We start from the raw sequence: 21596 nt of genomic DNA on the forward strand, positions 1-21596 counted from the left end.
TCGGGTGCCGGGCTGGTCGGTTCAGGCAGCCCGGTGTGGGAGCCTTGAGCGTGTAGGTCGCTACTTGTCGAGCTGCCGCGGTCAAGCCGCTGTGCGGTCGGGCATCTTTAGAGGACTTCTTCCGTCGCCGCTCCCGGGGGTCGTGGGTGTGGCTCCGATCACCCGGTACGAGATGTCGAAGAACTCGTCAGAGCGTGCCACGCACGAGCGGCAGCGACGCGGTGGTGGGGTCGACGCCGAAGCTTGCGGCCCAAGTGATTTCGTCGTCGAAGGCTGCGTCGCCCGCCAGCTCCGCGGCAGCCAGTGCGGCGGGCACCGCGTCCCGGGCGCGCAGCGACTGCCACTGCCCGATGGTGGCAACCAACACCCGTAAGGTCGGCAGCGTGGCGATCGCCTCGAGGTCGCTGACCTCGATCGCCGAGATGTCCAGGCGTTGCAGCGACGGCAGTGTCGCCAACGGGCCGATGCGCACCGGCTCGGTCGCTCCCGAGAGGGTGAGGTCCCACAGGGTCGGGTGGCCCGCGAGCGGCTCCACGTCGATGCGCGACGCGTGGACATGCAGCTGTTCCAGCGGGACGGTGTGCGGCACGGACAGCCGCACCGATTCGACACCGCGCACTTGCAGCTCTCGCAGCAGGGGCAGCGACGCCAGTTCAGCGCTGTCGAACGAATCACCGCCGTCGACCGTCAGCTGCTGCACGGCGATCGCACCCGGAAGCTCCGAGACCGATTCACCCGCACCGCGCAGGGACGCCGCACGATTCGGATGGTCCTCGATTTGGGCGTTGTAGTACTCCAACACCGACTCGCCCGCGCGCAGCGCCTCGACTGTCCGCCGCAGCACCTCGAGAACCGAATCGTCCTGCCGGAAGGCGGCGTACCACCCATCGGGTTCGAACTTGATCACCTGCCCGGACACGCCGATCGGGCCGGGGTCGAGGTCGACGGCGGTCACATCGCGGTCGCTGGTGCCGATAATCAGCCACTTGGGGCTGCGCGAGATTCGGCGCACCACGCCGTGGGGCCAGGATTCGAACACGATGCGATCGATGCCGGCGAACAGCGAGTCCTTCCAGGCCCCGATGGTGCCGTGGCCGTATTCCAGCTGCGCCGTGTCGGTGTCGTCGTTGAGGTGGGCCGCGGCGACGGCAGCCAAAGGCATCAGGCGGGTGAACGCCAGCAGACCCCGGTCGTCGTAGTCATGGCCCACCACCCGATACAGCGCACGCAGCTCCTCCGGCAGTCGGAAACCGATTCTGGCCTCGGCTGCTGCGATTTCCGCTTCGGTGTTTGCGGCGCCCAATTGCGGTGCGTCGCCTTCTTGCCGCGTGTGCAGCTCTACGTACTCGCGGACCAAGTCGGTCACAGTGTCGACCAACTCCGGATCGGTGGGCCGGTCATCGTAGTCGGCGTCGGTGGACGGAACCGGAATAGCATGGCCTGGATAGCGGTAAGTGGGGTCGAGGACCACCTGTCGGGCCGACTCCCACTCGAACCATTCGTAGTTGTGGTGATGCGTTGGCGCGCAACGGTACTGGAACTCATAGCCATCGCCCAGTAACCGCAACCGTAGCTGCGCCAAATCGTCCGCACCCGCGCCCAGTTCAGCACGCACCGCCGCCGCTATGACCGCGGTGTCCGGCCACCCCGGCTTCGGCATGCCGAACAGTTGCACGTTGCGAAACATCGTGCCGTAGCCGCCCATTCCGTTGTGCAGCTCCAATGTTCCCGCTGTCGCGCCGCTCGCTGCGAGCTCTCGTACCAGCTTCTCGATCTGCTCGATCAATTCAGTCATGTTGGTCACCCATCGCCGATCGTGTCGCGGTCACCCTAGCCACCCACACCGACAAGACCGGACTCCCAGCCGCGAGAAACCCGATGCGATGAATTCGGCTCGGCGCGCATAACATCGTCGGCGGCTGTGAAATACAGCTCGTTCATCCGACGGAGCGATAGCGATTCAGAATGAGGGCTTCCGTTGTCTGGCTGGCAAACTCGACATCATGGGAATGTTCATACCGGCCGACGTGCCATGGGACCGACCCACTGTCGCAACGATCCCGATTCCGCCGTTCGCCACATGGGACGAGCACCATGGTTTCCTTCGTATGCTTCAGCTCTACGTCGCGTTGATCGACAACGACGCTCCGTCCTTTTCGACCCAGGTCCTCAATGACGTGCTCACCCGTAGCCTGCCGATGCACACCGAACCCAGACCTTTGGACCCACTGGTGCTCCAGATTTGCATGGCCACCTACTTCCCAGCGCCTTGGACACCCGCGACTCTCGCCGACGCGCTCACGACCGCTCAACCGCGGCTTGCGCCACCTCAGCTGTCGGCACCGGAAATGTATGCCTCAGGTGCGTGGCGTTGGGGCGGGGATCCAGTGTTTTCGGCCGAGCCGCGTTCGGCCGGAGGCTGGGAAGTCGAGAGATTCGAACGCGGCAATATAGAGACCCAGGTTCTCACGGGTTACGACAATCTCGTTCTGTGGTGGATGCGGGATTACAGCAACCGGTACCCGTATCCGATCGGCTGGGGTGTCGACGATCATGACGCCCGCATCTTGGCACCGGCAGTTGCCGCCATGCGGCGAACCAACAATACGGAGCGGTGGGCGACCTGGCGGGAATCGCTCACCCGCGATCCAAGGTGCTAGCGACGTCGTGTCATCGGCGTGCCCGGATGTTCACAGATCTCGACGAAGGTCTGTCCAGCATGGAGAAAGCCGCGGATTATCGACAACACGAAACCGATGAAGCCGTATCGTAACTCCGCCCATCCGGCCCTGTTGTCACGGTCGGTTGCGCGGCATTCGACTGGTATACCTCCGGCGGACAGTAGGCTCCCGAACAGTCCGAGAAGTCGAACAAGGCGGGATTCTCCACCCACTTACCGAACACCCACAACCCGCAGGACAAAACCAACAGCACCCCGAACACGATCACGTACTTTTTGAACCACACTCGTGCGATGCTAGCCCGATGCCGCCTCCGTATGCGTCGTACATTGACGCACTGCGATGAAGGCAGGGCAACCGTTCGGGATGGTCTCGGGCTACCGACGTCCTGGTCCAAGCGCGCCGAACCTCCTGCGGCCGAGTATGTTCAATGTTCCGTGGACCCAAGCAACTCTCCGTCGGTATACGGATCTGTCGTTGAATTCGTGGAGAACTATCTCAGTCTGGTGTACCGGCGAGAAGTCGGTAAGGGCCGTCGAGTGTGGTGTCCGCGGTGGTGGATGCACGCTGAGGCCGTCGCGCGACTGGATGCCATGTGGCGGGCGTGGGAGCACTGTCGGCTCGATAGCAGAACGGGTTTGAGCGTGTGGTTTCTCGACCACGCCGATCCGCATATGAGCATCTTGTTCGACCCGGACGGCCCCTTCCAGTTTTGCTCCACCGCATCCGGACACTCCGACGAAATGCCGCCGCTGCATCTGATCGCGACGCCGCCGGGCCTCTTCAAGTCAGCCTGAACCGCATGGTGGTGTGCTCGGCCGGATGTGCCTCGCGTGCAAGTGATTCAGCGGTGGCCCGCGAAGTCGGCGATCGTGTCCATCATGGCCTGGACCATCTTCGGACCGCCATGTCCCTCATCGTCGATCAGCACGAATCGGCTTCCCGGCCATGACTTATGCAGATTCCAGGCCATAGCCGAGGGCCCGCTGACGTCGAGCTTTCCCTGAATCAGCACCGCCGGGATCCCCTGCAACAGCCGCACGCCATCCAGCAGTGCCGACGGCGGCAGAAAAGCGGCATGCTTCCAGTAATGCACCACCAGGGTGGCGAACACCTGACACCACATCGGATCACGCTCAGCTGGAACCGATTTCGCGCCGAGGGACACGTGTGCGTCCTCCCAGGCCATCCACGCCCGCACCGCCCGAGCCCGCACCTGTTCGTCGGGTGCGGTGAGCAACTCGTAGTAGGCGTCGACCAACCGTTGACCCGGCTGGGCACCGGAGGCCGCACGGAATGCCTCCCATTCGACAGGAAACAGCTGCCCGACCGTCTCGGTGATCCACTCGACAGCAGCGGGATTGGTCAGAGTCGTGGCCATGAGAACCAGTTCGCTGACCGCACGCGGATGAGACTGCGCGTAGGCCAAAGCCAGTGTCGTACCCCAGGAAACACCGTTGACCAACCACTGCCCGATACCGAGATGAGCTCGCAATGCCTCGATATCGGCGATCAAATGCGCAGTCGTATTGACCGACAGCGCATCCGAGTGAGCCTGAGCCAGCGGCACACTACGGCCACACCCGCGTTGCTCGAACCCGACGATCAGATACATCCGTGGATCGAACCGGCGACGATAACCCGGTCCCATGCCGGCGCCGGGGCCACCATGCAGAAACAACGCCGGTTTACCGTCCGGATTCCCCGATGTCTCCCAATAGATCTCGTGCCCGTCCCCGACCGGGAGCCTCCCGGACGCGAACGGCTCGATCGGCATGAACATCGCACCAGTCACCACGCCGCGACCCTACCGGTATCGCAGCAGCGACAGCCTCGGCCCGGCGGGATCGAGCAGCACGCAGTGATCACTGACCGTCATCGTGCCGCTGTGCGGCGATCAGCAACCGCTCGAGAGCGGTCACCGTATCCCACTTGCCCAAATGCCGGAAAGCGACTCGGAGCCAACGCACTTCGGTTTGAGTGATCTTCGGTGACTGCCACTGCACCAGATCGACCATGTGCGGTGGTAGATCCAGATCGGGCACGGTCAACAACGGGGCCGACGGGGCGTACTCGACATGGAAGATGTACCGCTCGTAGGTGAGTTCGCGAACCTTGATTCGCAGTCGGACCTCGACTCGGCGCCCCTGGGCCGATCCGCCCAATTGCAATACCGCAGGCGTGTCCTTGACGGTCTCCAGCCCGGGAAACCGGGCGACCAAGACGTCTCGGCGCGCCGCCACCGCCCGCGGTCGCCGAATCTGCGACGGCCCGTCCGCCAGTACACGTTCGGCGCACGGGGTGCACAGCCGTCCCCATGGGCGCTCGAATACCGTTGGGGATCGGCATACGCTGCAGCGAATGTACTCGACCATACGTCGGACCCTACGTCGACGAGACTTCCTGCGGATAGCGGATATTGACCGAGTGACGGCCGTCGTCAGTTCGACAGTGCCGTGCGTTCCGTGGCCTCGGATCGCCACGGCTGGTTGATCTTCCAGCACCTCGCGCTGGCCGCTTCAGTCAGCGCGCATGCAGTAGCAGATGCCTATGGCCCATGGCCTGCCGAGCCCGATCCAGCGCTCCTCCAGCAGATCCATGACAGGGTTCAAGGGCTCGATGAACGCGAATGGCGATAACGAATCGACCGGTTAGGGTCCGAGGTCGGGCAGCGTGTCAGCAGGGGTGATAGCGCGGCGATGCTCGAGCCAGAACCCGTACTCCCGTAGGTCGTTTTCGAGCCCGTGCTCGAGATAGTGGTGGTAGGCGCGCACAGCGGAGGCGTGCGCGCGCTCGTACTCGTGATCGCTGATCGACCACATGCGGTCGACGCGATCGATCCACTCGACCAGGCGAGTTCGATCGGCCCACCACTGCCGGATCTGTCCCAGTGTCCAGTGATCGTCGCCGTCGCAGGCGTAGCCGGCGAAAGGATCCGACCATGCCGCGGTCAGGACCAGCTGTGTCTCGTGCACGGTTCGGGGTTGCCGGAACACCACTTCGCTGCCGTACTCGTCCTCGAGCAGGACGTGATCGGGAGCGGCGAGCGGGCCCGTCCCACACGAATCGGTTTGCGCGCCATAGAAAGGGCCGGGAACGTTGCGCCAATCCCGCTCACTCCACACACCGCGTAGATAGTCGCTCGGCGGTCCCAGCGAATTCCCCGGTCCCGCGCCTGCGATCGGAAGTGTTTGCGAGACAGCGACAGTCGGTAGTGGATCCCAATACACGTGCTCACCGTATCGATTGAGTTCGGCCACCGCAGCACACTCGACTCGGCGGTAGCGAACATTCGCTGTGGTGAGATCAATACTGCCGGTAGATCTTCGGCCGTGGGAGAAGTCGGATGCCGTGCAGCACGGTCTGTCTGAGAAGCCGGTTTGCCGAGTGCTGGTACTTTCGGTATCGATCGCGCCGACGGGGAGGGCAACATGGCCGGTGAGCGTGTGACGACGCTGTACGACTTCCAGTTATCGATGCTGTCGCGATGTGCAAGAGCGCTCCGGCCCGAGCAGAGGAACTGCTTGTTCGGATCGGTGCCACGCGCGAGCAGGCCGAGGCCGCTGAAAAGCGATGGTGGTTCGCCGAAGCGACGAACAAGTTCAGCACCATCGATGAGTACATATCGGCATGGGGCGCACCGGCTTCGGACCGGGTCGAACGTCGTCACGGTCGTGAGGTTCGCTATGCGGCATGGGATCTGCCGTTCTGGCCCGGACTGCGTTTGGAATGGATGCAGCTGCCGAATCAGCCGCACATGCTCAGAACTCTTTATCGGGCACCTGGCTTTTCACCACCGCCTCTGGCATCGGTCGCGGATCTGACACCGTGGTCGTGTACATGGGATGAGTTCCACGATGGACGCTTAGGCCCGACGGACGTTTTCGACGGATTCGGCGGCCCTGGAACCGTGGCCTGTTTCCGAGGTGTCGATTCCGGCTCAGGACACGAACGCACATGGTTCGCGATCTTCGACTGGGGTCTGCTGCAACGCGTCGAACCGGCGCCCGACACATATGTGTGGATGCTTTGACGCCCAGGCATTTTGGTCCGATTTCGGAACAGAACCGATCTCGAGGGGAGCTGCGCCCCAGGTATCGGCAGGCACCGCCTCGGGAACTCGGTTCACCGCGTTAATGCCGCCGGGTTCGATTCCTTCCGATCGGCCGTATTTCGTCGCGAGTCGGACTCGACATCATAGGTCGAAGAAGCTGTGCTGTCGCACGTCCAGGACTCCCTCGTGCCAGCCCATCGCCTTGCAGACGATGTAGCCGGTGGTGCCGGCCCCTTCCAGGACGATGATCCGATCGTCGGGAAACAGGCTCACATTTGGAAGGTCTGCCAGTACCTGAGCAGCTTCGTCGTCGGTAGCGCATCGGATCACCAGTCCTTCATAGCGGTCCTGAAGCTTCATCGCGATGGTTGGTTTGAACAACACGTCGATGGTGGTGCCATAGTCGCGACGCAGCCAGTCTTGTCCTTGCCTGCTGCGGAATAGCAACTGCCCGTGGCTGATCGTGTACGCCCACATAGTGAAGCAACGTTCGCTGCGATAGAGCTCAGCGCCAGGCATGAACTGGTCGGCGGTGTTCAGCCAGGCTGCTGTGGTCATGGTGGTGATCCTCGCGGCTGCGGCGCACAGTGGTCAATGCCGCGCGAATGCTCGGTTGCCCGGGGAACCTCGAACCAGCACGGCTCAATCCAATTGCGAAGGCCCTCAACGCCTGTCAGTATCGGTTCCCATGATCGAAAGAATCGAGCTCACCCCTGCGCGATGAGCGCATCCACGGGCTCCACCCAGCCCAACTCTCCGACCACCTTCTACCAACACGCGCTCGCCCTCGTTCACAGATATCCGGACGTTCCGCTGCCTCGCGACGGTGAACCGTACCCGGATGCAGACCGCCGACGAAACCGCGTGTGGAGTGCGGACAGGTCCGACGACCAGGGTGCCCGCACGAGTCGGCTCATCGACGAATTCTTCAGCGCGCCAACTGAACACCGCGATATCGCCCGTCTGTATCGCGAGGTTGTCGACTACGACATCGGGATCGCTCTGTGGCCATCGATCGCGGCGGCGATCCGCCGCGCGGACCCCGGCCAGGCTCGCGAGCTCGGCCGCCACCTCGCTCGTACCAGTACCGACCAGAACCCGACCGTGCTCGGCATGGCGTTGCTCGCGGTCGTGGGCACCGAGGACGATATCTCGTTGATTCAGACAATCGGTTTGCTGTCGGACACGTTCGGGCTACTCGCCTCCCAGGCCCTTACCCGACTGCCGGACGCCACGGCCAACCTCATCTGGCTCGCCGACCGCACCGCGGGCTGGGGTCGGGTGTACGCGGTGTGCGCCATCTGTGAGCTGGCTGATCCCGCGGCAGATTGGTGGCTATTGCGCAGGGCCTGCGACGGACACCATCTGAACGGCGAATTCGCCTACAATGTCGCGTGTGCCGCGCCGGTCCACGACGCGATAGCCGCACCCGACGCCGACGAAGCTCTCATCGACCACACCGGCAACCTCCTCTCCACCCTGGCCTGGTGCGACGGCATGGGCGGAACCCTGTGGGAGTACGTGCACTCCGAACAGGCTCTCGCGCACTACCTCTCACGCATCAGTGCGCTCCCACCAAATTTGGTTCGCTATCAGTCGGTGTGGGCCCTCGCATGCTTTCTGGACGGCCGCCCCAACGTGCCTCCACCGAACTGGGCAACCCTGGAACCGCTGCACACCGGCTACTGGTCACTACTGGCCACACCCACATGGCATTCGGTGCTCACCGCGGCATCGGACAACGAACGATCTCGCGAGTGGGCGACCCGTACCCTCGGCGAGCTACGCCGACGCCAAGCGGGTGGGCAATGACGCCCGGCATGTCGAGCAGTCGAGACTTCGGGCCAGGCAAAGCTGCTTTGGCGGCGAAGATGATTCGTGAGAAGCCAGTCGCGAAAGCCGTCCAGTCCAGGCCCTCCCGAGCGACGCGCGGCATAGTCGTAGCCGTCGAGGAAGCATGTCACGCCACGAACACTGGCGAAGCCGATGAACATGCCTGGGCGCGCAGCGAATTGCCGCAGGTATTCACGCTCGTTGAGGCTGTTCGGGTCGATCGGCTCGAGCCCGGATTCCCGTATCCGGCAGGCGAAGTGGGTATCCAGGTCCATTGCTTTCTCCATCCCGTGAGTTCACCACGCCGACGAAGCCGGTTCCCAGGAAGGCATTTGGAACTACAGGCGTCGGGACGGCACGGTGGCGAGACAGTCGCGCTTTGAGCGCGATCGAGGGATCAAGGAACGCACGGTCCCACCGTGGTTCGTCGATGGGCATGAACGGTGCGGAGGTCTTCGAGTTCCTAAGGTGCGCTCCGCATCTCGGCGGTGTGTCGACGGGGGCACGGCGGACGCGAGTGTTCACCGAAGCATCACCTCTTGGCCGCTCGGTGGCGGCCGAAACGAACCTGTTACCGCGCATTGTGTATGGTCCGGCTGCTCGAGGCTGAGGACGTGGGGGATCGAAGTGACATCTGTACAGCCGAAACGTTTTTCACAGATCAAGCTGGCTTTCACCGCTGCGTGCGTCGCGCTGTTCGTCGCCGGAACGGTCAGGTTGTTGACCACCGGCGATGTGACCGACATGTTCGCGAAGGTTGCCTGCGCGGTGGCGATGTTCGGCGCTGTGACAATGCTTTTCGTCTCGCTTGTGCAGGACGCCGGCACCTCGGCCGCTGCGCGGAAGCCTGTGACGATGCGCAGGAAAGTCGGCGCGATCGTGGCAGGGGGCGTGCTCCTTGTCGGCTTGTATATTGTCGGGTGGACCACGATTCTGGCGGACGTGCCCCGTCAGGCTCTTCTTGAAACGCTGTTGTTTGTCTCAACGCTCTCCAGCGGATGGAGCCAGACACAGCGGTGAGCCTTAGCCGCCGCCAACGAGTTCGGCAGTCTCGTACGGGCGCGTCCATGCCGTCGCCGACCGCGCCAGCAGCCGTTGCGAGTCGTCGTCACGTCCGATGGACGGCAATCGCGGACACGGCGATATGGCTTGCGGCACAATGACGTTCGTGGTGGATCGAATGCGGCCGTGGTCATTTCCTGGGAGCTATGCCGATGAGCGAGGCTGTGAGCCGATTGTGTGGCAGGTAGAGCCCTTCGATACGCCGGATATGGGAGGGAACTACGAACTCCGTACGGTGGTGCGCGGGATTCCGATTGGCGGCGGGCAGTTCGATGCCCTGGGGCCGGACCCCGGCAATTCCAGGGCCTGCGACTCGTTGCCGCTGGACCGATTCAACGACCTGACCAGTTGCACGCTGGGCGGCGAGTTGCCGTGCGCCATCGAGGTGCGCGGGATACGCCGCACCGAGATTATCCGCTTTACGTTCGAACTGAATCCGGATCCGGAGCCGGACAAGATGCATCTCGCGGTGACGATAGACGGGACGACGTACGAAACGGACTGCGACGCACTCGAAACCGGGCTGGCACAACTGGCCACCGCGTGCGCGGCGGACACGTCTCTGGTGTGCTGCTTTACGTGTCTGTATTCGGACTACTCGCCTGCGAGCAGTCTGGTGATGGGTATGCGATGCCATCGTGACGCCAAGGAGCAATATTTGGCAGTCAGGTCCAAGGCGGACATCTGGAGTGTCCCGGTCACCGAACACGTGCCCGAGACGTACCTGTGCCCGCAGTACCGGCTGAGAATCGCCGGTACGGGCTACCGCGGGTAGATCCGCCGAGTGGCAGAGCGGGCGTAGCTCCCGCCAACCTGGATAGTCGGCGCCCACTGATCTTCCGAGATGCGAGGTCGGTCAGGTGAGGCTGCGGAGTGCTCGGTCGTCTGTGCTGCCGGGTTGGGGGAAGTAGATGTAGAGCGTGTGGCCCTCGGGGCCGGCGGCGGCGAGGGTTTCGAAGCTCAGGTGCAGAATGCCGATGCCGTCCACGTGGAGTCGTTTGTCGCCGGTTACGCGGTCGTAGACGTCGTGTGAGTCCCACAGGGCGCGAAAGGTTTCGCTGCGGCGGCGCATGTCGGCGATGAAGGGGGCGAGTTCGGTGTTGCGGGTGCCGGCGGTGGCGCGCAGGCCGGCGACGGCTTGCTGGCTGATGTCGTTCCAGTCGGGGTAGACCTGGGGTGCGCGCGGGTCGAGGAAGGTGAATTCGATCAGATTGTGTCCGGCGCTCCAGGCCGGGTTGACCCGGGTGGCGAGGGTGGTGGCGGCGAGCACGTCGCGGGCGGGGTTGACGACGAACGCGGGCAGGTCGGTCCAGCGTTCGAGCAGCCGCAGCAGTCCGGGGCGCACGGTGGGGGCGGGGTGGATGTCGGTGGGGTTGAGGGGCGGTGTGGCGAGGGACCACAGGTAGGTGCGCTCGGTGTCGTCCAGTCGTAGCGCGCGGGCTAGGGCCTCGAGGATCTCGCGGGAGGGATGCCGGTCGCGGCCCTGTTCGATGCGGGTGTAGTAGGACGGGCTGACCCCGGCCAGCAGTGCCAGCTCCTCGCGGCGCAGTCCGGTGACCCGACGGCGCGTGGTGTCGATGACACCCGCGGAGGTGGCATCGATTTTCTCCCGGCGGCTGCGCAGGAAGGAGCCGAGTTGGTTGTCGTCGAGAGCCATCGCCAGCGACTCTACCGGCGGGTGGAATTCGCGTAGGTGACCCTCCGAGAGCCACCCTCATAGGGGTGTGGCACGGTCGCGGGCCCGCTGGTGCCATGGGAGGCATGACGAACGAAACACCTGCGAGCGGAGATCGACGCCGACGAGGCGTTGACGATGAGTACGGATCTGGTGAAAGTATCAGCGGCACGGGCGCTTTCGTCGTGATAGGCGCCGGGCCCGGTCTTGGTGCCGCGGCGGCGCGCCGGTTCGGCCGCGCGGGACATCCTGTCGGCCTGATCGCCCGGGACGCCGAACGCCTGGCGGCGATGGCCGACGAGCTGAACTCCGAAGGCATCACTACCTCGACCGAGTCCGCCGATATCACCAACCCCCACGAACTCGAGGCGGCGCTGGGCGCACTCCGCGAACGACTCGGTCCGGTTCAGGTGGCGCTGTTCAGCCCGCGTCCGAGCCTGTCGTGGATCAAGCCGGTGCTCGACACCGAGCCCTCCGATATCGCGAACGCGGTGGCGTTGAATGTCGTCGCCGCGGCGGCGGCGGTGCGTACGGTTCTGCCCGACATGGTCAACCAGCGAAACAGCACCCTGCTGTTCACCACCGGCGGCGCGGCCGTCGAACCCCACCGCGATCGCGCGGTGTCGGCGATCGCCTACGCGGCCGAATCCGCGTACGTGCGAATGCTTCACGACGCACTCGCCAACCAGGCAGTGCACGCCGCACAGGTCACTATCGTCGGGCCGCTGGGACCCGGTGCCCGGCACGAACCGGACGCGGTGGCCCAGCAGTTGTGGCGCATGCACACCGAACGCGACCAGCCGCTGATCGTCCTGCGCTGACATCCCACGCTATGGCTCGCAGAATGCCTTGCGAATTTCCTCGAGATCGTCGTCGAGCTAGGACGCGATCTGTCCTAATTCGCGGACATACTCTATTCATGAGCGAAACCGAATCGACTGTGGGACAGCCGGATCAAGCCGACATCACCGACTACAACGATCCGAACGCACCATGGAATCAAGCGTGGGACCAGGACGGCGGCATCGCCAACTGGAACGATGATGTGATCAAGGAATTCCGGGAGAACTCGGGCAGGGTGGGCGGCGCGTACGCGGGCGGGGACCTCATCCTGCTCACTACCACCGGAGCCAAGAGCGGTAAGCGGCACACGACTCCGCTGGGCCCCTTGTACCGGGACAACATCATGTACGTGAGCTCATTCATCGAGGACAAGTACCCGGCCTGGTGGTACAACATCAAGGCGAATCCGCAGGTCACCATCGAGCTCGGGGACAAGACCCACCGGGCGATCGGCAAGGTGCTCGAAGCTGCGGAATACGACGAGTTCGCAGCCTGGGTGCTGGCCGAAAACCCGTTGCTGGCGGACTTCCAGTCCAAGGTCGACCGGCCGATTCCACTGGTCGTGCTGACCCTGCTCGGCGAGAGCTGAGCGCTCCCGGAACGGGCCCGTTGATCCGTCGGCGTGCTGTGCTGGCCGGTTCGGTCAGCACAGCATCGACTCATCCAAACCCCTCGAGCCCGCGCTGTGAGCGCTCGTATGTCCGCAGGCCACGCTGACTTGACCGAACGCGCGAAGCTGATCAGCAGCCTGCGCGCTGCGGGTCAGTCCGGGATAGGTGCGGTCAGGGCGATATTGATCCAGCTCGGCGCGTCGGGATCCAGGCGCAGGTGTTCAGGTTTCAGGCCGGAGTCAGCCACGAACATCAGGGGCGGCAGACCCTTGGGGAAATTGCTGGCGTAGACATCGACACGCAAGCGATGGCCGGGCTGCAGCACCGCGTCGATCGGGGTGGCGGCGATATCGAGGGTGACGGGCGTACCGGGGATGGTGGGCTGGCGCCGATCGAGGTCGAGGAGGTAGCTCGGGTCGGTGTAGTCGCCGTTGGCGGAGGTCTTGCTCGCCGCGTCGTCGATTTGGCGCAGTGAGGCGACGAGCTGTCCGGTCGCGATCTCATTGGAGCTGCCGTCCGGAGCCACATCATTGACGGTCGCCACCCAGTAGCCGTCGGCGGCGTCGTGAACCACGTTGAGGTGCACGTTGATCGGCCCCGATACGGTCGTTGCCTCGGTGACAGGGCTGCTGGTGAAGCTCAGGCCGTTGTGCTCCCAGATGCGGGAGTCCTTGCCGCAGGCGTCCAGGATTGCCGTCGCACCGGCGGCGATCCTGGCGACGTCACGGCCGCAGATGCTCAGCAGGCCCGGTGCGACGGTCAGGTCGCGCGGCTGCGACTGCCGCGGGTTCTGCGAGAGCCCACCGTCATAGAGCGAACCGGCGGCGGTGCCGGAAGGTGTGTCGTTGAGGTACACACGCCGGTAGGTCGCCTCGGTGCGCGGGAATTCCGAGGCGTCGGTCCAGCCGCCACCTTGCTGTTTGACCACGATCGGCGCGTAATCCTCTATGCCGTTGTCGATTCCGCGCAGCCAGTGGTCGAACCAGGCTCGCTGCAACACATCCAGTCGCGGCGGCATCCCCGGATGACCGAAACCGGCTACGCCGGAACCGAGATGGTAGCCGTCGCCCATGATGAGTTTCTTCTGTTCGGCCGGCAGCGGGATGGAGTTGAAGGTATCCGTCGGGCTGGTGCCGAAGATGTCGAACCACGCGCCCACCATGAAGGTCGGCACCCGAATGTTGCCGACCTTGGCTTTAAGTCCTTGCCGGAAGGGCGAATTCGGATCCATCAGGCCGCGGGTCCGCGGGGTCAGCTGGTCCGGTGTCAGCGCGGTGTAGGCATTGGCGACGATATCGACCAGCGTCAGTGGGTCGGCGATGCGGTCCTTGAGCCACTGCAATTGCTGTGCGGGATCGAACTTTCCGACTGCCAGGGCAGTGATATCGGGAATCATCTTGAGCGCGTTGACGCCGAGCAGCCACGGCACCAGGAAGCCGACGCCGACCGCACCACCGGGTCCGGCAATATCGTTGAAGATGTCCGCGCTGCCTTCGTAGGCGAAAACGGCCTTGAGCCCCGGCGGCATCCGGTCGGTCGCCTCGAGCGCGCTGATCGCGGTGAAGGAGACCCCCATGGTCCCGACATTGCCGTCGCTCCACCCTTGCCGGGTGATCCAATCGATCACCTCAGCGATGTCCTGCTTCTCGCGGTCTCCGAATACCTGCCAGTCGCCCTCGGAAGTGCCGGTACCGCGCAGATCGACCTGCACCAGGGTGTATCCGGCCTCGGCGAGCGCCCAGTCCTGGGCCGCGGCCTCGATCGCGCCGGAGTCGGCCTGGCGGGTGAGGTCGAATAGCCCATCGATGCCGACCCCGGGCAGGTTGATCGAGGAAATCCAGTCTTCGAGAGGCTTTTTGATGCCGAGACCGTCAGCAGAACTCAACAGCGCCTGCCCGATGAGGATCGGAAGCTTGCCGTAGCCCTGCATCTGCAGGATCACCGGGCGACGGCCATCGGCACGCTGCCCGTCACGGGCCGGATGGATGATGTCCGCCTTGAGTACGGTGCCATCGCTCATCGTGATCGGTACCGCAAGATCGGGCGCGACACCGTTGTAGGGCTGCGGTTCGTTCAAGGCCGAATTCCATTGTGCCGCATGATCGCCACCGTCGATTGCGGTGAACCCCCCATTCGGTGCACCGAACGCCACCGGCGCCAGGAACGGTGCGCTTGCCAACACCACCGATGCCACCACCATGCCGCGTGCCGCGAACCGCTTCGTCCGCTTCCGAGCCCTCATGCGTGTGTTCCACCTCTCATTCGGTTCCTGAGCCAGATTGTTGCTACCGATGAGTAATACGGACTCGTTCCTGGGCGACATACTTTTACCCCAGCGCGACAACGGGTGTGCCCCTTGTTGATCGCCTCATACATCCGGGCCGCTCGAAACCGCAGATCGTGGCTGAGACAATCGCTGCGCGATCTTGTCTCGGGGCACGACGCTGGATACGCTGCGGAACCAACTCGGGAATGGTTGGTGGGTTGCTGATGGCAGTCATGGGGCATGCGGCGATGTTGCGCGGGTATCGAGAGCTGGTCGAGGAACTCGGAGGCGACGGTGTCGCGCTGCTGCGGCGGTTCGGCATCGCACCCGAGGCTTTGGATTCCGATGATGCGGTCGTCACCGCGGAGTCCGTGGGCTGGGCATTGGAGGTCGCCGCGATCGAATTGGGCTGTCCCGACCTAGGTTTGCGCTTGGCCGAACGCCAAGACTTCAGCATATTGGGTCCGCTCGCCGTCGCCATGCTCAATGCGCCTACCGTCGGAGAGGCACTGGTGTGCGCGCAGCGCTACCTGTTCACCCACCACGCCGGAATTTCCATCGAGTTGTGCCCTGATCCGGAGCATCAGCCTGGCGTGATCGCGATGAACTACCGCGACATCGCGGAGGTAAGTACTTTCAGCCAGTGCATCGACCACGCCGCAGGCATTCTGCATCGGCTCTTGCGCCACGGCCTCGGCGACGCCTACGGCCTACGGACGGTGTACCTGCCGCATCCGCCACGGGCGCCCGCGTCGCGATATGCCGAATTCTTCGGTGCCGAAGTGCGATTCGACATGACCACGACCCTGCTGCGCCTCCCGTCCGAGGTACTTGCCCGCCCCATTCTCGGCAGCGACCCGATGCTGCACAGACTGGCGATGGACTATCTGGCCCGCAACTACTCCGACCTCGATCGCACCATGACTGCCCGGGTCCGCCTCGCCATCGACCGTGCTTTGCTCGAATCCACCGCGGACATCGCAACCGTCGCCCAGATGCTGCATACCGGCCCTCGCACCCTGCAGCGCGCATTGGCAAGCGAGGGAACAACTTTTACTGCCGTCCTCGATACCGCACGCCGAGACGCCACCTACCGACTACTCTGCGAAACCGATCTCCCCATGGGGCGAGTAACCGCCCTCGTCGGCCTCCGCGAACAATCCGCCCTCACCCGCGTGGTCCGCCGCTGGTACGGCCGTACTCCCCAGGAGATCCGCGCCGAAGGCCGCGCACGCCAGAGCCACCACCAGCAATCATGATGATTGTCAGACCGGTGAATCGCTGCATGGCCCACGCGAACTGATCAACAACCGTGCGGCTGCGAGGAGGTTTGGCGGAGCACTGCACACGCTCTTCGGAATGAGCGGATGGCCAGGCGCTCAGATCGCTACTGCTGCTCGCTCTTCCGTCGCGCGGCGGTCACTGGTTCACTCGGCGCGGTATGCGCCATTACCCCGCGCACTGATCTCGATAATTGCAATTGCCACCGCTTGACTGTTTGCCCCGGCCCGCAGACGTGCATTCAACTGGAGTATTTCTCCGCACGTTCGCGTGCCAGGCTCATGAAGCTGCTGCCACCGATGTACACCATGAATACCCCAACGCCGATCTTGATCCAGTCGAAGATGTCATTGCCCAACTTCGTCTTTGCGAGACCGCCACCGTTCTTGGTGCCAGGATTGCAGATCGCGTCCGTCTGATCCGGAGACATGTCGTACTCGGAGAAGTCGAGTACGAAGATGTTCCAGTTGTGGCAGGTCACCGTCTCATTGAGCAGCCCGGAGACTCCCCAGAAGAGCAACCCGCCAGTGAGGATCACGTACACGGCGTAGAAGAACCAATACTTCCGCAATGTCCCGACGATACTCATGCCCACATGCATTGCCCCCCAATCCCTGTCCGCCACAACCTATCACCGGGAGTCCGAACGCTGGCAGATCCATACTCGGACCGAACCCGAACCAGCCAATAGCCAACACCTCGACTCGGGAGTGTCGAGTGCACAGTCGAAGGTCGAGTGACGTTCAGCCCGTTGATCTTGCGTGGTGCCGCGCACACGAACCGGGACTTCACGATGTTCCGGTGGGCCCCACTACACTGAATTCGCCATCGAGCGCTTCAGGCGCGCAGGCAGCGTAAAAGTGGCCGCGCGCGGCCCTCGCGGCGAGTCGCCTCCGTCCGGGGGCCGTGTGGCGGCAGGCCACCGACTGGGCCGACTACGCCTAGCAGATGGTGCGGGAGATCGATGCCGAGCCGGGCCTTCGAGGGTGGCGTGGTCGATCGCTGGGCCGAGCGGCCGGTGACGAGGTTCGAGCGCAAGGGGACTGCCGCCGGCTGCGGCATCGCCGACCGGGCGCAGCGCGGATCGAGTAGGTCAGCGGCCCCCGGCGATGTTGACCAGCCACGAGGTCCCGAACCGGTCGACGCACATCCCGAACTCGTCGCCCCACGGCTGGGTGGCCAGCTCGACCGTCACGGTCCCTCCCTCCGACAGTGCCTGCCAGTAGCCGCGCAGCTCCTCGGTGTCGTCCCCGCCGAGGCTGACCGCGAGGTTGTTCCCGGGCCGCAACGTCTCGCCCGGCAGCATGTCGGCGGCCATCAGCGTGAGGCCAGACCCTGTTTCCAGCTTGCCGTGCATGACGTGGTCGCCGATGCCGTGGTCGTCGGTGCCGAAGTCGCCGAAGTGGTTGATCGTGAGATCGCCGCCGAACACGTCCTGGTAGAACGCCAGGGCGGCCGCGGCATCACCCGCGAAGCTGAGGTAGGGGTTCAGTCGAGTGGTCATGGACCGACGATAGGGGCTCATCCCACTCGAGGGTGTAGTTGCGGCCTGAACCCGCCGGACTCGAGGAGTGATCTGGCGATGTAGTTCGTCAGGTTGCGGAAACCGAGGGCGGAGCCACGGAGGTGCTCGAGGGTGGTTACGTTCACCGTCAACGCTGTTGGCTGTCTCATCCTGGGTGCGCTCACCGGCGCGGTCACCGCCGGTGCCGCCGATGCTCATCTCCAGTTGCCGGTCGGTACCGGGTTCTGCGGCACGCTGACCACTTACTCGACCTTCTCCTATGAGAGCCTGCGGCTGGCGCAAACCCGTGCCCGCTTCTATGCCGCAGCGAACGTGGTCGCCAGCATTGTCACCGGACTCGGTGCGATCTTCCTCGGTTCCACAGTGGCCCAAGCCATCTGGGGCTGACCGGGAAAAGTGGGATGAGCGGGTGCCGCTGCTACGGCTACCCCGATTCCGAACGCGCGGGTCGCGGCAATGTAGTGCGTTTCAGTGGGCCTCGGTCAAACCTGGATCCGGTGGTCGGTCGCTCTCATTCGTCAGGGTCGGTAGCGCATCGATCCAGCTCGCGCAGAACGTATGACGCCCATTCGCGTGTCCGTTCGTGTCCGCTGTTTGTCGCCGCGGTCAGTACGGAGCGCCACGACGGTGCTGTGAGAAGCGACCGGTACCGGGTTCGCAGCGCCGCCAAGGTCGCCCAGTCCGGTGGAGGGAAGTCGGCGTGACCGTCCAGAAAACGGGCAAGAGTCCACAACGAGCTGTAGCGAGACAAGTTCGGTGCGAGCCGGGTGACGTGCGAGAGGTAGTCGGCCAGGACCTGTTCGGCGTGGTCGTAGTCCCAGATGGTGCCGCTCATGCCCTGACTCCACACCAGAGTGGACAGAACACGCCCAGTGTGGTCGACGAGCTCCTCGTCGGCGTCCGGTAGTGCTATCGCTTCATGGACCGGTGCGGCTTCGGTGACTTTGTGGGCGAAGTAGCCGTTGAGAAAGTCACCGTCGCAGGGTTTTCGGAGTAGCCACGGCTCGGCGGCGGGATCTCCGAGCCTGCAGATGGCTTCGACGAGGTATACGCGCCCCCAACCGGCAGCACGGTCGGCGAGCCAGATGAGGTTGGTCGTGGCATCGGGAAGCCGGGCAAGGGCCTTGGCGGACAGTGGACCGAAGGTGTTGGACAGCAGACCGATCGTCTGGATCAACGGAACATCTTCTGCGGTACCGACTTCGGCGAGTATCGCCATGCCGAACACTGTTGGCTCCGGGTCGGTGCTGGTGCGGGCTAGATGCCGACCGAGCTGTCGAACCTGGTCCGGGTCCGCGCGTCCGATCGCCTCGACAATCGCTGGGCTGGGGTGGATCGGAACGTCGTACTCGATGACCGCCCGATACAGCTGTGCAGTGTCGCGATGCTGGGTCGGGGTGGAGAAGAAGTCGTCGATGAGCTGACTCGTGCGGGTGCCGTCGCTGTCGGATCGTTCGTCGCTGAGCTGGGAAACGTCCCGTTCGTCGGCGTTCGGGTACGGCTCGCCGTCTCCAGGTAGCGGTACGTCCGGATACTGGCGAGCCAGGGCGACGGCATGGTCGTACAACGTGGTTTTGGGGCTGGGCCGAGCCGAGCCGGAGAACGCGCTCACCGCGCGGTGGAAAACTCGATTCTTTCGATCATGAGAGTCGATGGTGACAGGCGTTGACCGCCTTCGCAACCGACTCGACCGGCATCGGACTGTCGAAGCCGACGAGATGCCCGACGACTGGCCCTCACACCGCCTTGGCGACAGCGTAAGGTGCTGTGTCCGTTTATTTTCCGTCCCTTGCGTTGACCTCCTCGGTCAGCGCGGTATGCGGTGCGGGCTCAAGCGGTCATCGCGCCGGTGTTTCGTCAGGGCCTGTCAGAGAGTGACGGAGGACGAGATACCCTCGTATGACCACGAATTCGGGCTGCGCTTCGATGCGCTGGCTGGCAGCATGTCGGGATGCCGGACTTGCAATGGGATGACCTCGAGGAGTTGCTCGACCCCAACACGATAGGTTCCCTGCCGGATGTGTACGTGCGGGAGGCATCGGTCGAGGACTGGCAGGCGGTGTTCGATCTGATTCGGACGCAGGGGTGGGCGTGGGAGTACTACGAGGGTGATCGCAAGCGAGAGCTGCCCGCGGCCGTGGACGTGCTGTCTCGCCCGGCCGATGCCGACTGCGTCACGCTGGGGGTGTGGCCGGTCTCGAACGTGCGGATGATCTTTCGTCCGTGGCTCGGCGAGATCGATTTCGATGTCGACCTTCGCCAGTTGCAGGGCCAGGCCGGGGTGGACATTCTGTGTGATGTTCTGTGCGCGATCGGGCGGCGGTTGGGTAAACCTGTGCTGATGTGCTCAGAGTTCGACTCCTTCGAGTCTCGATCCCCGGTACTGGGGTTCGACCCCGCCGCCGACCGTGTGGTGGTGATGGCCGACCGAAGCTAGGTCTCCAGCAGGCGTGCGATCCGGGATCTCGTGCACCACGAGGTGAACCTCTACCCATGCGTCAGGACTCTGTGACGCTCTTGAAGTCCTCACAACCGATCGATCAGCGAGATGGTTGGACGCTTCCGGATGTCGGATCAGTGGAGATTCTCGGCTGTGCCCTCGATCGCACGCCCGCACCCGTGGGGAAGATGAGCGGCGATCAACGCCACCGCGTCTGCGACGCTCACACCTACTCCGATCATTCTCGGCCCGGCCGCCATTTGGGGTGTGCGTATGACGTCGAAGCCCCCGGCGTTATCGGAGACGACGCAAGGGATATCGAACGAAAATGGGTAGCGAGTACATCTGCTCAGGTGCAGGGTCGTGACACTGGTGAACGGAAAAAGCACTCGTAGCCGTGGGTGGGCGTAGACGGCCTCGATCAGATCGTGGTCCAGGAAGCGACGGTAGTAGGTCTTTTCGGTTCGGAGTAGATTCCATTGAGCCGCAACCGAATCGCCGCCGCCAGAGAGCTCGATAGGTGAGTGTGTATTGTCCGAATCCACGACGGCGATTGTGCCTGTTCCGTCGTGCGGGCGCCGGGCAGCGGTGCCGGCCAACCAGATTGGATGGCTGACCACCCTGAGTCTGGCCGCACGAGCGGGATGTTCAGCTGGCGGTTTCGTGTTCCGCGAGGTAGCGATCGAGCAGGTCGAACAGCACACCGATGAGGTGAATTTCCTGCTCGGGAGTGAGATCAGTGACGAAGTCCCACTCGGGCAGCGCGATCTGCTTGATCAAGCCGGGCCAGGCGAAGTTACTCTGGCAGTGACGATGATTGGCCAGGAGCCAGTCACGGAACCCTTCCAGTCCCGGACCGCTTCGTGCGTATGAGTTGGAGCATCTGAGCTTGTCGATCACCGGCGCGGTCGACGCGGTAGAGATCAGCCTGGTTGCGCTGCGGCCCGATGGTGGGGTCAGTCTGTCCATTCGTGATGTCCACTACTTTTCGATCGAACGGTTTCCGGGGCGGGAGATTCCGTTCGTCGATTTGACGGCCACCACGCTGTTCCCGTCCGCGCCTTGGCCGCCCGAACTCCCGGATGAGTTCTCGGAGCCGAGACCATCGCACCCACTGTTGTGGTTGCGTGCCCACGGGGCAACTACTCTCCGCCTGGTCGCCGCCGTCGTTATCGTGCTGCGGCAAGTCCATTGAACGACTGGACCGAGTCCGTCCATGATCAGCTGTCGCGCATCGGGTTTCGCCTGGCGTCCGAGCGGGAGGTGGCGGGTCAGTGTGTGTTCTGGCCGATTGCCCGGAGGACCTCCGAGACCACACCAGGTGA

Annotated in this window: 24 protein-coding genes; 12 read left to right on the top strand and 12 right to left on the bottom strand. The window is 63.9% G+C overall.

Features of this window, described 5'->3' with window-relative positions:
* Positions 1 to 187: 187 nt before the first annotated feature.
* Entirely contained in the window at positions 188 to 1795 is a 1608-nt protein-coding gene (locus ACFC4D_RS14540; RefSeq protein WP_376063317.1) for an SMI1/KNR4 family protein, read from the bottom strand.
* A 208-nt stretch (positions 1796 to 2003) separates the two neighbouring features.
* On the opposite strand from ACFC4D_RS14540, the gene ACFC4D_RS14545 reads away from it, so the two are divergent.
* A complete protein-coding gene (locus ACFC4D_RS14545) occupies positions 2004 to 2660 on the top strand; it encodes a hypothetical protein (RefSeq protein WP_376063318.1) in 657 nt (218 codons plus the stop codon).
* A gap of 458 nt (positions 2661 to 3118) precedes the next feature.
* Positions 3119 to 3478 carry a DUF4913 domain-containing protein gene (locus tag ACFC4D_RS14550; RefSeq protein WP_376063319.1) on the top strand — a complete coding sequence of 120 codons (360 nt, stop codon included), beginning with the start codon at positions 3119 to 3121 and terminating at the stop codon, positions 3476 to 3478.
* A gap of 47 nt (positions 3479 to 3525) precedes the next feature.
* Here ACFC4D_RS14550 and pip read toward each other — a convergent pair whose 3' ends face one another.
* From pip to ACFC4D_RS14565, 3 genes are all read right to left on the bottom strand, one after another.
* Entirely contained in the window at positions 3526 to 4464 is a 939-nt protein-coding gene (gene pip / locus ACFC4D_RS14555) for a prolyl aminopeptidase (RefSeq protein ID WP_376063685.1), read from the bottom strand.
* Between the two features lie 82 nt (positions 4465 to 4546).
* The gene (locus ACFC4D_RS14560; RefSeq protein ID WP_376063320.1) at positions 4547 to 5056 is read right to left on the bottom strand and encodes a hypothetical protein; all 510 of its coding nucleotides are present in this window, start codon (positions 5054 to 5056) and stop codon (positions 4547 to 4549) included.
* Positions 5057 to 5332: 276 nt separating this feature from the next.
* Entirely contained in the window at positions 5333 to 5941 is a 609-nt protein-coding gene (locus ACFC4D_RS14565) for a ferredoxin (protein ID WP_376063322.1), read from the bottom strand.
* Between the two features lie 227 nt (positions 5942 to 6168).
* On the opposite strand from ACFC4D_RS14565, the gene ACFC4D_RS14570 reads away from it, so the two are divergent.
* A complete protein-coding gene (locus ACFC4D_RS14570) occupies positions 6169 to 6714 on the top strand; it encodes a hypothetical protein (protein ID WP_376063324.1) in 546 nt (181 codons plus the stop codon).
* A 162-nt stretch (positions 6715 to 6876) separates the two neighbouring features.
* Here the strand turns inward: ACFC4D_RS14570 and ACFC4D_RS14575 are convergent, their stop codons facing one another.
* Positions 6877 to 7293 carry a hypothetical protein gene (locus ACFC4D_RS14575; RefSeq protein ID WP_376063326.1) on the bottom strand — a complete coding sequence of 139 codons (417 nt, stop codon included), beginning with the start codon at positions 7291 to 7293 and terminating at the stop codon, positions 6877 to 6879.
* A gap of 162 nt (positions 7294 to 7455) precedes the next feature.
* Here ACFC4D_RS14575 and ACFC4D_RS14580 point away from each other — a divergent pair, with 162 nt between their 5' ends.
* The 3 genes from ACFC4D_RS14580 to ACFC4D_RS14590 all read left to right on the top strand — a co-directional run bounded on the left by ACFC4D_RS14580 (position 7456) and on the right by ACFC4D_RS14590 (position 10405).
* Positions 7456 to 8547, top strand: a complete 1092-nt coding sequence (locus ACFC4D_RS14580) for a hypothetical protein (RefSeq protein ID WP_376063328.1) — start codon at positions 7456 to 7458, stop codon at positions 8545 to 8547.
* A gap of 648 nt (positions 8548 to 9195) precedes the next feature.
* A complete protein-coding gene (locus ACFC4D_RS14585; protein WP_376063329.1) occupies positions 9196 to 9588 on the top strand; it encodes a hypothetical protein in 393 nt (130 codons plus the stop codon).
* 97 nt (positions 9589 to 9685) lie between these two features.
* A complete protein-coding gene (locus ACFC4D_RS14590) occupies positions 9686 to 10405 on the top strand; it encodes a DUF6304 family protein (protein ID WP_376063330.1) in 720 nt (239 codons plus the stop codon).
* Positions 10406 to 10486: 81 nt separating this feature from the next.
* Here the strand turns inward: ACFC4D_RS14590 and ACFC4D_RS14595 are convergent, their stop codons facing one another.
* On the bottom strand, positions 10487 to 11287 hold the full coding sequence (locus ACFC4D_RS14595) for a helix-turn-helix transcriptional regulator (protein WP_376063332.1): 801 nt from the start codon (positions 11285 to 11287) through the stop codon (positions 10487 to 10489).
* 203 nt (positions 11288 to 11490) lie between these two features.
* Here ACFC4D_RS14595 and ACFC4D_RS14600 point away from each other — a divergent pair, with 203 nt between their 5' ends.
* Positions 11491 to 12126, top strand: a complete 636-nt coding sequence (locus ACFC4D_RS14600) for an SDR family NAD(P)-dependent oxidoreductase (protein ID WP_376063334.1) — start codon at positions 11491 to 11493, stop codon at positions 12124 to 12126.
* A gap of 98 nt (positions 12127 to 12224) precedes the next feature.
* Positions 12225 to 12737 carry a nitroreductase/quinone reductase family protein gene (locus ACFC4D_RS14605; RefSeq protein WP_376063335.1) on the top strand — a complete coding sequence of 171 codons (513 nt, stop codon included), beginning with the start codon at positions 12225 to 12227 and terminating at the stop codon, positions 12735 to 12737.
* A 173-nt stretch (positions 12738 to 12910) separates the two neighbouring features.
* On the opposite strand, the gene ACFC4D_RS14610 is transcribed toward ACFC4D_RS14605, so the two are convergent.
* The gene (locus ACFC4D_RS14610; RefSeq protein ID WP_376063336.1) at positions 12911 to 15001 is read right to left on the bottom strand and encodes a CocE/NonD family hydrolase; all 2091 of its coding nucleotides are present in this window, start codon (positions 14999 to 15001) and stop codon (positions 12911 to 12913) included.
* 248 nt (positions 15002 to 15249) lie between these two features.
* On the opposite strand from ACFC4D_RS14610, the gene ACFC4D_RS14615 reads away from it, so the two are divergent.
* Positions 15250 to 16284 (top strand): AraC family transcriptional regulator, encoded by a 1035-nt coding sequence (locus ACFC4D_RS14615; RefSeq protein ID WP_376063337.1) that lies wholly within the window; start codon positions 15250 to 15252, stop codon positions 16282 to 16284.
* Between the two features lie 263 nt (positions 16285 to 16547).
* On the opposite strand, the gene ACFC4D_RS14620 is transcribed toward ACFC4D_RS14615, so the two are convergent.
* Both ACFC4D_RS14620 and ACFC4D_RS14625 read right to left on the bottom strand, forming a co-directional pair.
* Complete coding sequence (locus ACFC4D_RS14620) at positions 16548 to 16877, bottom strand: hypothetical protein (RefSeq protein ID WP_376063338.1); 330 nt, start codon at positions 16875 to 16877, stop codon at positions 16548 to 16550.
* A gap of 522 nt (positions 16878 to 17399) precedes the next feature.
* Positions 17400 to 17810 (bottom strand): VOC family protein, encoded by a 411-nt coding sequence (locus ACFC4D_RS14625; RefSeq protein ID WP_376063339.1) that lies wholly within the window; start codon positions 17808 to 17810, stop codon positions 17400 to 17402.
* Between the two features lie 132 nt (positions 17811 to 17942).
* On the opposite strand from ACFC4D_RS14625, the gene ACFC4D_RS14630 reads away from it, so the two are divergent.
* On the top strand, positions 17943 to 18218 hold the full coding sequence (locus ACFC4D_RS14630; RefSeq protein ID WP_376063341.1) for a fluoride efflux transporter FluC: 276 nt from the start codon (positions 17943 to 17945) through the stop codon (positions 18216 to 18218).
* A 124-nt stretch (positions 18219 to 18342) separates the two neighbouring features.
* On the opposite strand, the gene ACFC4D_RS14635 is transcribed toward ACFC4D_RS14630, so the two are convergent.
* The gene (locus ACFC4D_RS14635; protein WP_376063342.1) at positions 18343 to 19443 is read right to left on the bottom strand and encodes a hypothetical protein; all 1101 of its coding nucleotides are present in this window, start codon (positions 19441 to 19443) and stop codon (positions 18343 to 18345) included.
* A gap of 339 nt (positions 19444 to 19782) precedes the next feature.
* Here ACFC4D_RS14635 and ACFC4D_RS14640 point away from each other — a divergent pair, with 339 nt between their 5' ends.
* Positions 19783 to 20268, top strand: a complete 486-nt coding sequence (locus ACFC4D_RS14640) for a hypothetical protein (protein ID WP_376063343.1) — start codon at positions 19783 to 19785, stop codon at positions 20266 to 20268.
* Between the two features lie 137 nt (positions 20269 to 20405).
* On the opposite strand, the gene ACFC4D_RS14645 is transcribed toward ACFC4D_RS14640, so the two are convergent.
* On the bottom strand, positions 20406 to 20816 hold the full coding sequence (locus ACFC4D_RS14645) for a DUF6193 family natural product biosynthesis protein (protein WP_376063344.1): 411 nt from the start codon (positions 20814 to 20816) through the stop codon (positions 20406 to 20408).
* A 103-nt stretch (positions 20817 to 20919) separates the two neighbouring features.
* Positions 20920 to 21171, bottom strand: coding sequence for a hypothetical protein (locus ACFC4D_RS14650; RefSeq protein WP_376063345.1), 252 nt, complete (start codon positions 21169 to 21171; stop codon positions 20920 to 20922).
* Between ACFC4D_RS14650 and ACFC4D_RS14655 the strand changes: the two genes are divergently transcribed.
* Positions 21161 to 21466, top strand: a complete 306-nt coding sequence (locus tag ACFC4D_RS14655) for a hypothetical protein (protein WP_376063347.1) — start codon at positions 21161 to 21163, stop codon at positions 21464 to 21466. The two genes, ACFC4D_RS14650 and ACFC4D_RS14655, sit on opposite strands and share 11 nt — an antisense overlap.
* Positions 21467 to 21596 lie beyond the last annotated feature (130 nt).

The sequence above is a fragment of the Nocardia sp. NPDC056000 genome (assembly GCF_042269265.1).
Classification (GTDB): Bacteria; Actinomycetota; Actinomycetes; order Mycobacteriales; family Mycobacteriaceae; genus Nocardia.

What these genes read in the sequence shown, in the direction of transcription:
- ACFC4D_RS14540 (WP_376063317.1), bottom strand. Translation starts at nt 1,795, where the DNA reads ATGACTGAATTGATCGAGCAGATCGAGAAGCTGGTACGAGAGCTCGCA.
- ACFC4D_RS14545 (WP_376063318.1), top strand. Translation starts at nt 2,004, where the DNA reads ATGGGAATGTTCATACCGGCCGACGTGCCATGGGACCGACCCACTGTC.
- pip (WP_376063685.1), bottom strand. Translation starts at nt 4,464, where the DNA reads ATGTTCATGCCGATCGAGCCGTTCGCGTCCGGGAGGCTCCCGGTCGGG.
- ACFC4D_RS14560 (WP_376063320.1), bottom strand. Translation starts at nt 5,056, where the DNA reads ATGGTCGAGTACATTCGCTGCAGCGTATGCCGATCCCCAACGGTATTC.
- ACFC4D_RS14570 (WP_376063324.1), top strand. Translation starts at nt 6,169, where the DNA reads ATGTGCAAGAGCGCTCCGGCCCGAGCAGAGGAACTGCTTGTTCGGATC.
- ACFC4D_RS14575 (WP_376063326.1), bottom strand. Translation starts at nt 7,293, where the DNA reads ATGACCACAGCAGCCTGGCTGAACACCGCCGACCAGTTCATGCCTGGC.
- ACFC4D_RS14580 (WP_376063328.1), top strand. Translation starts at nt 7,456, where the DNA reads ATGAGCGCATCCACGGGCTCCACCCAGCCCAACTCTCCGACCACCTTC.
- ACFC4D_RS14590 (WP_376063330.1), top strand. Translation starts at nt 9,686, where the DNA reads ATGGACGGCAATCGCGGACACGGCGATATGGCTTGCGGCACAATGACG.
- ACFC4D_RS14595 (WP_376063332.1), bottom strand. Translation starts at nt 11,287, where the DNA reads ATGGCTCTCGACGACAACCAACTCGGCTCCTTCCTGCGCAGCCGCCGG.
- ACFC4D_RS14605 (WP_376063335.1), top strand. Translation starts at nt 12,225, where the DNA reads ATGAGCGAAACCGAATCGACTGTGGGACAGCCGGATCAAGCCGACATC.
- ACFC4D_RS14610 (WP_376063336.1), bottom strand. Translation starts at nt 15,001, where the DNA reads ATGAGGGCTCGGAAGCGGACGAAGCGGTTCGCGGCACGCGGCATGGTG.
- ACFC4D_RS14615 (WP_376063337.1), top strand. Translation starts at nt 15,250, where the DNA reads ATGGCAGTCATGGGGCATGCGGCGATGTTGCGCGGGTATCGAGAGCTG.
- ACFC4D_RS14625 (WP_376063339.1), bottom strand. Translation starts at nt 17,810, where the DNA reads ATGACCACTCGACTGAACCCCTACCTCAGCTTCGCGGGTGATGCCGCG.
- ACFC4D_RS14640 (WP_376063343.1), top strand. Translation starts at nt 19,783, where the DNA reads ATGCCGGACTTGCAATGGGATGACCTCGAGGAGTTGCTCGACCCCAAC.